10 protein-coding genes are annotated in these 13,546 nt (G+C 45.8%); 6 read left to right on the forward strand and 4 right to left on the reverse strand.

Translation table 11 applies throughout. The features are described from left to right. Nucleotides 1–309 precede the first annotated feature (309 nt). The 3 genes from LQZ07_RS09255 to LQZ07_RS09265 all read left to right on the forward strand — a co-directional run bounded on the left by LQZ07_RS09255 (nucleotide 310) and on the right by LQZ07_RS09265 (nucleotide 1,536). The gene (locus LQZ07_RS09255) at nucleotides 310–837 is read left to right on the forward strand and encodes a hypothetical protein (protein ID WP_152779410.1); all 528 of its coding nucleotides are present in this window, start codon (nucleotides 310–312) and stop codon (nucleotides 835–837) included. Between the two features lie 82 nt (nucleotides 838–919). Further along, nucleotides 920–1,174: a hypothetical protein gene (locus tag LQZ07_RS09260; RefSeq protein WP_152779408.1), complete on the forward strand. Its 255-nt coding sequence runs from the start codon at nucleotides 920–922 to the stop codon at nucleotides 1,172–1,174. Between the two features lie 116 nt (nucleotides 1,175–1,290). Continuing rightward, nucleotides 1,291–1,536 (forward strand): hypothetical protein, encoded by a 246-nt coding sequence (locus LQZ07_RS09265; RefSeq protein WP_152779406.1) that lies wholly within the window; start codon nucleotides 1,291–1,293, stop codon nucleotides 1,534–1,536. Nucleotides 1,537–1,627: 91 nt separating this feature from the next. Here LQZ07_RS09265 and putP read toward each other — a convergent pair whose 3' ends face one another. The 4 genes from putP to LQZ07_RS09285 form a co-directional block, all read right to left on the reverse strand. Further along, the gene (gene putP / locus LQZ07_RS09270; RefSeq protein WP_152779404.1) at nucleotides 1,628–3,124 is read right to left on the reverse strand and encodes a sodium/proline symporter PutP; all 1,497 of its coding nucleotides are present in this window, start codon (nucleotides 3,122–3,124) and stop codon (nucleotides 1,628–1,630) included. Nucleotides 3,125–3,204: 80 nt separating this feature from the next. After that, entirely contained in the window at nucleotides 3,205–3,903 is a 699-nt protein-coding gene (locus LQZ07_RS09275) for a delta 1-pyrroline-5-carboxylate dehydrogenase (protein WP_152779402.1), read from the reverse strand. Nucleotide 3,904: 1 nt separating this feature from the next. Beyond that, nucleotides 3,905–7,057 carry a bifunctional proline dehydrogenase/L-glutamate gamma-semialdehyde dehydrogenase PutA gene (gene putA, locus LQZ07_RS09280; RefSeq protein ID WP_194164045.1) on the reverse strand — a complete coding sequence of 1,051 codons (3,153 nt, stop codon included), beginning with the start codon at nucleotides 7,055–7,057 and terminating at the stop codon, nucleotides 3,905–3,907. A gap of 439 nt (nucleotides 7,058–7,496) precedes the next feature. After that, entirely contained in the window at nucleotides 7,497–8,264 is a 768-nt protein-coding gene (locus LQZ07_RS09285) for an AraC family transcriptional regulator (protein ID WP_152779400.1), read from the reverse strand. Between the two features lie 246 nt (nucleotides 8,265–8,510). On the opposite strand from LQZ07_RS09285, the gene LQZ07_RS09290 reads away from it, so the two are divergent. From LQZ07_RS09290 to LQZ07_RS09300, 3 genes are read left to right on the forward strand one after another with little or no spacing between them, the layout of a single operon-like run. Then, nucleotides 8,511–10,163 (forward strand): ABC transporter transmembrane domain-containing protein, encoded by a 1,653-nt coding sequence (locus LQZ07_RS09290; RefSeq protein ID WP_152779398.1) that lies wholly within the window; start codon nucleotides 8,511–8,513, stop codon nucleotides 10,161–10,163. A gap of 1 nt (nucleotide 10,164) precedes the next feature. After that, nucleotides 10,165–12,216 carry a peptidase domain-containing ABC transporter gene (locus tag LQZ07_RS09295; protein WP_152779396.1) on the forward strand — a complete coding sequence of 684 codons (2,052 nt, stop codon included), beginning with the start codon at nucleotides 10,165–10,167 and terminating at the stop codon, nucleotides 12,214–12,216. Nucleotides 12,217–12,218: 2 nt separating this feature from the next. Next, complete coding sequence (locus tag LQZ07_RS09300; RefSeq protein ID WP_152779394.1) at nucleotides 12,219–13,544, forward strand: HlyD family type I secretion periplasmic adaptor subunit; 1,326 nt, start codon at nucleotides 12,219–12,221, stop codon at nucleotides 13,542–13,544. Nucleotides 13,545–13,546 lie beyond the last annotated feature (2 nt).

Here is a 13,546-nt window from a genome sequence, read left to right on the forward strand (position 1 = left end):
ATATATTTTAATAATACATATAAAGATTTGGTGATTAAGCTTGGGTTATAAAGCCTTTATATGAAAGCTTTGTTCATGCTTAGTTGAAAGCCTACTCAAATCTCTCCGTTTATAAGTAGTACAAAATAGGTGGGGGTTGAGTTGAAAGAATAAGTCCGGTGGGTAGCTTTAAGCGCTTGAGACTCAAGTGACCTAAACCTTGTCCCTAAGTGCACACTGCTCAATAGCGCTAGATGTGAGAATTTCTATTGATTTTTCTGTTAGTTCGCTTCACCTTAGTAATACTTTACAGTTGCTTGGTGAAAAATAGTGTTAAAGAAATTTCTATCATATGTATCAATTGGGCTTTCAATCGGTATCGGTCTGGCAGGATCTTTGTTCTTAGTGGTTTTCCTCTCTCATGAATATTTCTCACCTTCTCCAGAGAACTTCGCACTTGAGCAAGATGGTAGACAAGTAGAAACGCTCAAGGCAATCATTAAGTCTTTACCTGAATCGGATGCTGACTTATGTAAAAACATTCAAGGGGTTTGGTATGGCTCTCGAGAATCTAATGACGGCGCATACATTGATAGTTGGGAAGTTGAATATAAACCAAACGGAGAGTTTATAGGTACATTTATAAGCAAGTCCATAGCCGCAGAGACTTCCGAGAATCAAAAGGGAACTTGGACTTGTAATAAATCCATATTGATGAATGACTTAATGATTGATGGGGAGCGCTTCCGCTTCAACTACCTATTGCTGCATGTAGGTGATGATCAACGAACATATGTTCATATTGGCCCTTATGAGCTAGAGGAAGTGTTTATTTCCTACAGGAAAAGAAATATTTAACAAGTAAGAACTCTAAAAACATTGTGCAGCGTTTACGCTGTCTGAGATGCTTTTAGTAAAACCATAGCTCCAAGGAAGGAAAATGAATAACAGCGAAAAAATAGCAGAACTCGAAAAGAAGGTCACTAGAGTGACTTGGATAGAATCACCTGGTCCGATCATGTTTGGCTTAGGTCTATATGGAAAATTTAGGGCAGGGGGAAATGCTTTTCACCCTCTTCTTAATAATGCGACAGTGGTAACCTCCCTGTTGGTTATCGGTGGATTAATCATGATTTGGGGTGGTTATAGTATCTTCACTCTTAAAAGGCAGCTGAATCGGCTAACTAAAGCGTGAAGAGATAATTTCAAGCAAAAGCTTCGTTATGCACTGTTCCTACTTGTAGATAAATACGAACACTGGCTTGTTAGTACTTTCGGTCGTAGTTGTATAAAAAAGGTTAGTACATGGAAGTGACTATAGATTTGATCATCTGTGGAGTGTTATTCCTAATGGGAGTACACGCTATCTATACGGGAAAAATTCGGTTCGAGTTTGGTCTTACTAATGGGCAATCTGGCTCTCGAATGGAGTTCGTTTCTTCTAAGTCTGCCTTGTTAGAAGGCACGAGTGCAAGAATAGTGGGGGCTGCGGTGGCAGTATTTGCGATTCTTTTTTACCTGTCTAGTGAGAGAGGCGAAGTGTTATTTGTGTTGTAAATAGGCTTTAAGTCGCTAAGTAAAAAAGCCGCTTACCCTTAGGTAAACGGCTTTTTGTTTAGCTGTATTTAGCTGCCTTGTGGTTAACGGCTTAGTCTAATTCTACCAGCTGTTTTTCGTATTTAGCGTGAATGCTATGAATTGCTGGTGTTGCGCCACCTGTGGCTTTGCTCACTGCAATAATGGCAATGCTGGCGAACAGGAAGCCGGGAACAATTTCATAAATGTCGAACAAGCCGCCACTTAGTTGTTTCCAAACTACTACGGTTACGCCACCTAACACTACGCCAGCTAGTGCGCCGTTACGGTTCATGTCTTTCCAGAACAAGCTAAGTAGTAGTGCAGGACCAAAGGCTGCGCCAAATCCTGCCCATGCGTAAGACACCAAACCTAGTACCGAGCTTTCTGGGTTCATGGCCAGAATTAAAGCCACTATCGACAATGCGACTACAGCGATACGGCCAACCTTAACAATCTCTTGTTGGCTGGCTTGCGGGCGAAAGACTTGTTTGTAGAAGTCTTCGGCTAAGGCTGACGACGATACTAACAATTGCGAGTCGGCGGTACTCATAATCGCAGCCAAAATTGCTGCTAGTAGTATGCCGGCAATTACTGGGTGGAAAATGGCATTTACCAACAGCATAAAGATGGTTTCGCCATCTTTAATATTGCCACCTAGGTGAGAATCTACATACAAAATGCCCACTACACCAATGAGTAGTGCGCCAGCCATAGAAAGAGCTGTCCAGCTTACTGCGATGCGACGGGCGGTGCCGATGTCTTTGTTGCTTCGAGTGGCCTGAAAACGCGCCAAAATATGTGGCTGACCAAAGTAACCTAAACCCCAAGCCACTAGCGAGATAATGGCAATGGCCGATAAAGGCTCGCCTTTTACGTCGGTCCATAGGTTAAGTAGTTCTGGGTTTTTAAGGGTAAGGGCTTGGCTTAAGTCTCCAAAAGAGCCTTCCATTGCGGCAATTGGCACGATCATTAAGGCGGCGGCCATTAATAAACCTTGCACTAAGTCGGTCCAAGATACTGCTAAAAAGCCACCAAATAAGGTGTAAGACACCACAAAAATGGTGCCGACAATAACTGCGGTGGTGTAGTCTAAACCAAACACTGTTTCAAACAGTTTGCCGCCAGCCACTAAGCCAGAGCTGGTATAGAACAAGAAAAACAGCAAGATAAAGAAGGCTGAGATTGATTGCAGTAACTTAGATTTATCTTCAAAACGGCGCGCAAAAAACTCAGGAATGGTTAAGGCGTTATCCATCACGATGGAGTAGGTGCGTAGGCGTTTGGCGCAAATCAGCCAGTTTAACCAGGTGCCAACGAGTAAGCCGCCGGCCAACCAAATGGCCTCGATACCGGCTGCGTAAGCGTAGCCAGGTAAACCAAGCAGTAACCAACCACTCATATCGGATGCACCAGCCGATAAGGCTGCGGGCCATGGGCCTAGTGAGCGACCACCTAAGAAGTAATCTTCAGAGTTGGCGGTGCGTTTATAGGCGTAAATGCCAATTGATAGCATAACGATTAGATAGGCTATAAATGTAGCACTGATAGCAAAGCTATTTTCAATCATTCCTTTTTCCTTTTATTGCCGAGTTCAGCATGTTGGTTTATTTGGGTTGTCGCTGCTAATGGCTAACCAGGCCCTTAGGTTTATTCGCCGCTGCCTAGCTCAAGCAAGCTGGCGTTACCACCAACGGCGGTAATGTTTATGGTTCGTGTGCGCTCAGTTATAAAGCGCAAACAAAGTGTTGGTTCACTGAGTTGGCTAAGGTTACGCATATCAACCTCATATACGAACTGCGCAAGTTGGCCATCTCGCTCTGCTGCCAATTGGTTGTAGTGGATGCAATTTTGCTTAGTGCCTGCTAATGCAATGCCCGCTACCAGGCTGTTTTGTGCAAGTTGCGGTCCCAAGGTATAAGCCAAGGGTTGTGCCACTCTATCTGGACAGCCAGCGCGCAATAGGTCGCTCAGTAACTCATCTACAGGGCTATTTGCAGCACAACAAATAACAGTATTGCCAGCCACTAACGCTGCGGCCATTAAACCTACTAGTGCTTCGTTGCTGGCTGTTTCATCGGTCACCAACAAAAAACAGCCACGGCCAGCGGTATATAGCTGGTTGCTTTCGCCCGTAGGCCCTTGTAGCTCATGCTCGTTAGCAATAAGTGCTAGGGCTTGTTGGCATTGAAAACGGATCATTGCTGCACATTCGTGGTAGCTTTGGTCTCGTTGGCTAAGCAGTTGTGCCCAAGCGAGTAGTAACTCGCTACGTTGAGCCACCGTGTGTTGCTGCCAAGCATCTTGCACTGCAAGACTTTGTTTTAATACTTTGTTAGTCGTGGTCATATTAGTGCTCCTGCTGGGCAAGGGTGGTGCTTATGTTCGCCTTAGCAAAACGGTACAAATAGTGCGGGCCACCCGCTTTAGGACCAGTGCCTGAAAGACCCTGACCACCAAAAGGCTGTACCCCTACAACGGCACCTACTTGATCTCGATTTACGTAGCAATTACCCACTCGAGCACGCTGCTCGATATGCCGATAGGTACTTTCATTACGACTATGCACGCCCAAGGTTAAACCAAATCCACTTTGATTTATTTGATCGATCACCCTATCAAGTTGATTTGATTGATATTTAATCACATGCAAAATAGGGCCAAAGTGTTCTTGTGTTAATTGAGCAATCTCGTCGATTTGATAAGCGCACGGCGCAACAAAGCTGCCTTTGCTGCAATCTTCTGGAAGCGCTACTTGGTAAATGAGCTGAGCGTTCTTTTCTAACCAGCTAATATGAGCCTGCAGTTTTGTTTGAGCTTGTGGGTCGATCACCGGGCCTACATCGGTACTTAGTTTTTCTGGATTACCAATGGCCAGTTCTTGCATAGCACCAGCAATCAGCGAATAGACGCGTTCGGCAATATCCTCTTGAATAAACAATACCCGCAGCGCCGAGCAGCGCTGGCCTGCCGAAGCAAAGGCTGAGCGTAGTACATCTCTTACTACTTGCTCGGGCAGGGCGGTGCTGTCTACTATCATGGCGTTTTGGCCACCGGTTTCGGCGATAAACGGCACTGGCAAGGCATCGCGTTTAGCCAGCTGTTTGTTAATGGCTTGCGCAGTTGGCGTTGAGCCGGTGAAGGCAACACCTGCGATACGTTTATCGCTGCATAAGGTTTGCCCTAGCAACGCGCCATTGCCCAGTATGAGTTGGATAACCTGCTTAGGTATTCCTGTTTCTATTAGCAACTCTATACAGCGAGCAGCAATAAGGCTGGTTTGCTCGGCAGGTTTGGCGATGACACAATTACCGGCAACCAAGGCGGCAGATACTTGGCCGATAAAAATGGCTAAGGGGAAATTCCACGGGCTAATACACACAAATACGCCGCGCCCTTGGTAACTGACTTGCTGTGCTTCGCCCCGAAACGAGCATTGCTGAATAGGCGAGCTAAGGTTTTGAATGGCTTGCTGCGGGTAGTAGCGTAAAAAATCTACTGCTTCGCGAATTTCGTCAATGCTATCTAATACGGTTTTGCCCGCTTCGCGATGGCACAAGGCCACAAGCTCTGGCATGTTTTGTTCAAGCTTATCGGCTAATTTCAGCAAGTAGTTGGCACGTTGGCTTACTGGCGTTTGTTGCCATAATAGGCAGCCTTGTTCTGCCACATTAATTGCTTGCAAGGCCTGCTCTGCATTGGCCCACGCTACTTCTCCAACCTGCTGAGTTCGCTGGTAAGGCGCTGTTATAAGATGGTGTTCGCCACTTTGAGCTTGCCCGTCAATAATTGAGCTGGCTTGCCATTGATAATTGCCTAAAAACTGGCTGACTTTTTGTTCAAAAGGCTGCCATTCGCTTTCTATGTCGGTGGCGATACCTTGGGAGTTTTGTCTTTGCTCACCAAACAATTGTGGCGGCAGGGCTATTTTGGGGTTATGTAAGCAGCTGCGTGATTGCAATAAATCTACCGGATGCACGGTTAAATCAGTGACCGGACAACGGGCATCTACTAAGCGATGAACAAACGAGCTATTAGCGCCATTTTCTAATAAACGGCGCACCAAATAAGGCAGCAAATCTTTATGGCTGCCCACTGGGGCGTAAATGCGTACTTCACTATTTAGTAGTTGTTTGGCATGGCTATATAGCGCATCGCCCATGCCGTGTAAGCGCTGAAACTCAAAGTCTTGGTGAGTAGCCATGGCCGACACCGCCGCAATTGTTTGTGCGTTATGGCTGGCAAACTGCGGATAAATAAGCCCACGAATATGCTCGCTAAGCAACAAGCGCGCACAGCCCAAATAGCTCACGTCGGTGGCTTCTTTGCGCGTAAATACCGGGTAGCCGTGGTGGCCATGTTGTTGAGACAACTTTAACTCGCTATCCCAATAGGCGCCTTTTACTAAGCGCATGGGAATGACATCGCCTTGCTGCTTGGCCAGTGTAGCTAACCAAGCAATTACCGCTAATGCCCGCTTTGAGTAGGCCTGCACCACTAAACCAAATTTTCCCCAGCCTTTAACAGCTTGGTGCTGGTAGAGCTTGGCAAATAGCTTTAAGGATATTTCTAGGCGGTCGGCTTCTTCGGCATCAATGGTAATGGCAACATCCTGTGCTCGGGCATGTTTTAGCAGTGCTAAAACCGTATCAAACAACTCTTGTAGTACCTTTTCGTGGTTGGCTGCTTCGTAGCGAGGATGCAAGGCCGAGAGCTTGATTGATACCGAGGCCGCAGGGTGAGATTCACTAGTACTTGAACGCTGCTTAGCTACAACGCTAATAGCTTGGTGATAGTCGTTAAAATACTTTTGAGCATCTTGGCGGGTAAGAGCCGATTCGCCCAGCATATCAAAAGAATAAGCAAAGCCTTGCTGTTGCAAAGGCTCGCCATTGTTTAAGGCTTCTTGAATATTGCGGCCTAGTACAAACTGATGCCCCATTATTTTCATGGCTTGATGCATGGCTTGGCGGATTACCGGCTCGGAGAATTTGTTTACTAGCTTGTTGAGCACCTTGCTGGCTTGGCCATCTTGTGGGGTATCTAAACTCACTACTTTACCGGTTAGCATTAAACCCCAGGTAGAAGCATTTACAAACAGTGAGTCTGAGTTTTTAAGGTGAGACTTCCAGTCTGCCACGCTCATTTTGTCACGAATTAGCGCGTCGGCGGTGGCACTATCGGGAATGCGCATTAGCGCTTCTGCCAAGCACATCAGCAGAATACCTTCGCGGGTATCAAGACTGTATTCAAGCAGCAAGGCGTCGATCATTTGCACGGCGTTTTTGTCGGCGCGAACTCGCTCGATAAGTTGAGTGGCCAACACCGTAGTTTGGGTTAATTCACTTGGGCTAGGTTTAGCGAGTGGGATAAGTTGGCTTAACCAGCTTGACTCGTTTACAGCGTAAAGCGGCGAAATGCATTGCCAAACCTTGGTTAAAGGCTGCTCGATAAACGAAGCTTGGGTCATGGCCTTAGCATCGAGTTGCATAGTGTTGTGCATGCTGGATCCTCGTGTTGCCATCCTCTGCGAGGGGACAGAGGATGTTACGGCTTTGTTATTTAGAGGCCGATTGTAGAGCGCTTTGGGCGTCGCGTATTTCGAAAAGCTCCGCGTTTTGTTCGAAATTCTCTGTTGATGAACAAAAAGCGAAGCAAGCGTTTAACAATCTATTTAACCTGAACTCGGGATAAGGGAGTGACAATAACTCTCCTACCCAGTGCTTAATTTAGCTTTATGTTTCTGCCGAGGTAGTTTTACTTAGTTCTAGGCGAAGCTGCGCGCAAATCGCTAGTCTATTGCAAGTGGCTTCAACACCGAAATAAGTAAAAATAGCCCTTAGAAATCGGTTTATTATCCCGAGCTCAGGTTATTCACGTTGCTTATTTATAGTGTAGTCAGCCTAGGCGGGGCGAGCGAAGGCGAAGAAGATGTTTTAGCTTTAGCTGGCTTGTTTGCGGTAGCGAGCCGGTGTGATGCCATAAAAAGTGCTAAATGCACTGGTAAAGCTACTTTGGCTAGCAAAACCACAACGATGCGATATTTGTTCAATGCTTAATTGCGGTGTAGCTAAAAGCTGTTTAGCCGCGTTAAAGCGTTTGCGTAGCAAATATTGGTGTGGGGTTAATCCGGTTTGCTGGCGAAACAATAAATGAAATTGGCTTTCGGCTAAAAACACGCAACCAGCAAGTTGCGCCACGGTGATTTTTTGCTGCAAGTGTTGTTGGATGTAGCGGTCGATATGCTCCATTTGTAGGCGGGTGACCTTAGCTTGGTGTTGTTTGCTTTGAGCTAAGTGATTTTGCAGTACACACAACAGTGTATTGGCGCAGGCCTCGGCTAGCATGGTGTCTTGCGGCTTAGTTAGCATTTCCTGACACAGTGCATTGACGAGAACTTGCGACTGGTTGGCTAGCTTGAAGTAGGATTGATGGTCGAACAACTGCTCGATTTTGGTCTGCAAACTAGCATGTTGTGTATCGGCCAAATTAATAACCAAGATTTGATTTCTGCCTACCCCGGTAAAAGCATGATCTGCAGAGGCGGGCACTAAGCAACCTTGACCTGGCCCAACCAAATTAGCTTGACCTTGAATGTCAAACTCGGTTTGCCCTTGCAAGCCAATCACCACCTGAAAATACTGATGGCTATGGTGATGAGAGTGGCTGGGTAGTGCCAGCACTTGAGCTAAGTTGGCTGATTCATTCATATCTGTTTGTTTAAAAAGTAATAAATAGATTTAAATGACAACATATACAGCAATGCTGAAATCATGAGCTAGATTGACGCTCATTGATAGTGAATTAGTTTTGTATTTGTGTCAATTTTGTTAATGAATATGTTGAGGCTTATTCGCAGGCTTAAATAAAAACTCACCAAAAAAGAAAAACTTCGATTATTTGCTAGGCTTATCAATAACTCATCGCAGTGTTTATTGAGAAAGGAAGCCAGCTAAATGAGGTATGCGTTAAGCCTATTGTTTCGAAACAGGTCTGCAATCGATGTATTGCTCTCATCTACATTTATAAACTTACTCTCGCTCGCTTTGCCTTTTGCCATGTTGCAGATTTACGACCGCATATTACCCAACCAAGGCTACGGCACGGCTACGGTTCTTATGCTCGGTGTAGCGGTGGCTATTTTACTAGAGCTAGTGTTGCGATATATACGTAGTTGGTTATTGGCTTCTGCAGCCGCTAACTTTGAGTTGCATACCACAATTGATGCGGTGAAAGCGCTACTCGCCAGCAGTTTCGAACCTATCGCGAAACTTGGCAGGGGCGGAGTATTTAATGGCTTAAGTTCAATAGCAGGTATGCGAGACCTATATTCTGGTCAAGCGGCCTTAGCCCTGATTGATTTCCCATTTGTTGTTATTTTCTTAGCTTTAGTGGCTTACATTGGTGGGCCCTTAGTTTTTATTCCGATTGCCGTATGGGCGTTAATTAGCTTACTTGTATTGTTGCTTGGCAAGCAGCTAGCCGAAGCCACTAAAGATTTAGCGCTTAGCGAGGCTGAACGTTCACGATTGTTGATTAACGTATTGTCTGGGCTAACCACCACTAAAGCCTTAGCTCTAGAAAGTGGCATTGCCGCAAATTACCGAAAAATTAACTATAAGCGTTTGCAACACCAACAGCGGGTTGATTGGTTATCAGCCAAGCTGCAAGAGTTTATTCAAGGCGCCTCTCAGGGAACTACCTTAGTATTGGTATTGTTGGGGTGTTTAATGGTGTTAGATGGACAGTTAACCACTGGTGGCTTAGCGGCTTGTTCTATATTAGCGGGTCGAGCGGTTGCTCCTTTAAGCGCCATTATTAGTCTGCGCTCTCGAATGGTTACCGCTAAGTCTGCGATGCAACAAGTAAAGCAGTTGACAAGTTTAGAGGGAGAACGCTTTAGCGCCGAACATTGCTATCAGCAAAAGTTACCAGCAGGGCCCATTGAATACAGCCATCTAAGTGCTAAAACTTCGGTGGCCTGTATTGAAAACGCGAGTTTTAGCTTGCCCGCTGGCAGCATGGTGGTAGTGCAATCTAATCCTCTTAGCCACGCCAGTTTAGTATTAAGTACGCTGGCTGGCTTTCATCAGTTGCAACAAGGCAGCATTAATATTGCTGGTGTTGAACTTGGCCAGCATGACGCAAATGAGTATCGCCAATCCGTGGTGTATTTAGCGCCGTGGCCTACCTTGTTTGCCGGCAGTTTGATGGAAAACATGACCTTGTTTCGGCCTGAATTAGAAGCTAATGCCATGGTGTTAGCAGAAGAGTTGGGTTTGAGTGCTGCCATTTCCTTGTTACCAGCCGGTTATCAAACCCGCGTGGGAGACAGCGGTAATCAAATGCTTAACAAAGGAGCGATTAAACTTATCGCTTTGGTGCGCGCGTTAGCGCAGCAACCGTCGATATTGCTGCTAGACGAGCCTATGTTGTCCTTAGATGCTGATGCTCAGCAGCGTTTACTGGCCTTGCTAAGTAAGCAAGGCGATGACATGACGGTGATGATCGCTTCGCATTTTGACGAAGTAAAAGCCCATTGCGACATACAACTGAAAATTGCAGAAGATGGCTTAGTCAAGCTGTTAAAACAACAGAGGGGGGCTTAACATGGAGCAGCAAAATCCTGATTTAAAACCCACCTTAATTAGTTTGTTGCAGCAACTTGGTTTGTACTCTCAAGCAACCAATATAGAACAAGACCAGCGCATAGATTCGCTAGATGTTATGGGTTTTGTGGGGCTGCTTAAAAAACACCATATTGCCTATTCGGTGCATCGTCACTTGCCTTCCTTAGTTTCTCAAGCGGCTCATCCTTTTGTACTGATATCTGATCATCATGCTCCTAAGTTGTTGCGTCGCCATGGTGAGCAACTGGAACAGTTTGAGCAGCAGTGGCAAGCCTGTGACCCCGCAACTATCGGTGAAGACGCGCATCTAATTATGATTGAGCGCTTGCCTCAGCAGGGATCTTCTGCGAAAGCTTTTGCCGAGCAAGTGAGCAAGCGAAGTAAATGGTATCGGCCGGTATTTTGGCTCAGTTTATTGTCTAGCTTGACGGGATTAGCCGTGCCGCTATTTACAATGGCAGTTTATGACCGTGTAATTGGCGGTCAAACACCTGAGGTATTGCCCAGTATTGCTTTAGGTGCGGCATTGGCCTTAAGCATTTTAGTTGCATCTCGCTTGATTAGAGCAAGAGTGATGTCCTCAGCGAGTAATCGCATGGCGAGAGATTTGTCTGAACTTACCTTTCACCGTTTGCTGAACATGCCGTTAATGGTGTTATCGCGAGTGGGCATTGCCAATCATGTGGCGCGTATGCGTAATGCAGAAAAAGTTCGCACTGTGTTATCTGGTCCTGCTGCAGGTGGCTTAATCGATTTACCTTTTACCTTCATCGCCTTAGCGACCATTACTTTGTTAAGTGGTTGGTTGGTGCTGGTTCCACTGCTGATGTTACTGGTGTTTTACCTACTTATGCGACTAATGCGCAGCTACATTCAAAGCGCTTCTCCTACGGTAACTGGTGAGTATCAAAATGCGCTTAACGAGTTGGCTAAAAATCTCACCCAATTAAAAGCGGCCGGGCAAGTCGATGCTTGGACCACTAAGTTTGCCCGTTTATGCCGTGAGAATAGCCGGCAGAACTTTCGTTATGCGGCGCGCAATGGGCTAATGGCTGCCGTTGCTCATGCTTTAAGTCTATCCACTGCCTTGGTCACTGTTTTCTGTGGCATTTTCTTGGTGCTTAACCAGTCAATATCTGCTGGGGCGTTGATTGCCTGTGTCATGCTGATTTGGCGAATTACCGGCCCAGCGCAACTAGCGTTTAGCTCCACCCAAAAGTTCACCTTGCTAAAGGGGGCCGCTGAGCAGTTTGACCGATTTATGCAGGTGAAAACCGAAAATAGCGAACTGCGTTTAGATGTACCCGATATGAGCTGCGCACCTAGTGTGTCTTTTCAACATTTAACCTTGCGTTATGGAGCCGAAATGGAGCCGGCATTATCGGCCGTTAATGCTGAAATAGACGCTGGAGAAATAGTAGCAGTCATTGGCCCTAATGGCTGTGGTAAAACCTCATTGTTGCTATCAGCTTTAGGGGTAATTGAACCTCAAGCCGGTTATGTAGCAATAAACAACAAAAACATTCGCCAGTACGATCCGGAGCTATTGCGCTCATGGGCGGCTTATTGCCCGGCAGAGCCAGATTTATTTCCGGGCACTTTGGCTGAAAACCTACGAGTAGCAAATCCTGATGCCAGTGATGAACAATTAATTGATGCGTTGTTGGCTGCTGGTGGGCAAGCGTTATTTAGCGCGTTAAATGAACAGTTAGATGCGCCAATTGCAGGTGATGACAGTGCCATGCTATCGGCGGTAGAAGGTGGCTACATTTCCTTAGCAAGAGCACTACTAAAAGGGGCTCAGTACTTGCTGTTAGACGAGCCTTTAGCAAACCGAAACCCAGATGCTAAACGCCAATTTATTCGCACCTTAGAAAGCTTGCGAGGCAAAGCCACAATTATCTTCACCAGCCATGATCAAGAGCTAATTCAACTAGCCGACAAGGTAATAATTTTAGACAAAGGTACAGCCGCTTATGTTGGACCTATTCCTTCACAGCAGCCTCAAACCAACAGTGATACGGAGCAGTAAATATGGAACAGCGTCAATTGTCTAATCGTATTTGGCCAGAACATGAATTTACTGATGCCATTGAAGCCCCCGCGGAGAGAACGCTGATTAGGCGTATTGCGTGGTTTATTGCGTTGTCAGTATTGGGAATGCTGTTGTGGTCAATTTTTACCACAGTGGAAGAAATTGCTAAAGCCAAAGGGCAGGTAGTGCCACTGGGTCACCGACAAGTTATTCAAAGCCAGCTAGGTGGAACTTTAGCCTCTGTGAGTGTAGAGGAAGGTGACGTGGTTAAGCAGGGCGATGTACTTGCAAATTTTGTGGCCATTGATAGCCAGTCTTTAGAGGAAGAATTAGCCAGCAAACAAGCCAACTTAGAATTACGTATTGAGCGTTATAACGCCTTTGTTGAGCAGCGCCAAGCTAACTTTTCGGCATTTGAAGCAGAGTATCCTAAATTGGTGGCGCAGCATGTTTCAGCGCTTAAAAGGATGAATGCTGAGTTAGCTGCAACCTCAGCATTAACAGAATCGGAGATAGCTAAAGCTAAGGCAGAATTAGCAGCAGTAGAGAATGAAGTGCCAGCATTAAGTGATCAAATAGCGGCTTCTCGTAAAACTATCAACATGATGAAATCACCAGGTGGCATTCAGGTGGTTTCTAAATTACAGGTACTAGAAGCTCAACAAAAGCTCGACTCTTACATAAGAGAGCTAAAATCTTTAGAGGGTAAAGAACAAGTTTTAAGTAAAAGTCTAACTAACCTAAGTAAGCAACTAGATCAGAAAAATGCGGCTTTGTTCAATCAAGTAGGCGAAAAACGGGCTGAGGCTCAAGCCGAATTGTTAGGGGTTGAGGCGCGTTTAAAGTCTTCCGGTTCACAAGTTTCTCAAACTACTGTTTTGGCGCCGGTCGATGGGATTGTGCAATCTATTCCGACTACCTCCTCAGGCAGCGTAATTGCACCAGGCGGAACTGTCGCAGTAATTGTTCCCACTACCAAGGAAGCGCTAATCGAAGCCAAACTATCTCCACGTGATATTGGTTTTGTTACCGAAGGACAACCTGCAAGGGTGAAAATAGACGCCTTTGATTACAGCCGATATGGGGCATTAGATGGGATTGTGCAAAGGATTTCTCCTTCTACAGATACCGATGAGAAAGGGGGCGTTTTTTACAAAGTTAAAATAAGCATAGATAAACCCTATTTTAACGATGACCCTGAGCGCTTTGGCCTTATTCCTGGGATGACTGGTGAGGTGGATATTGTGACGGGGGATAAAACGGTATTTCAATACTTATGGAAGCCAGTATTTACCAACATAACCACTGCCTTTGGCGAACGTTAAGA

It is taken from the genome of Agarivorans sp. B2Z047 (assembly GCF_023373605.1).
GTDB classification, from domain to species: Bacteria; Pseudomonadota; Gammaproteobacteria; order Enterobacterales; family Celerinatantimonadaceae; genus Agarivorans; species Agarivorans albus.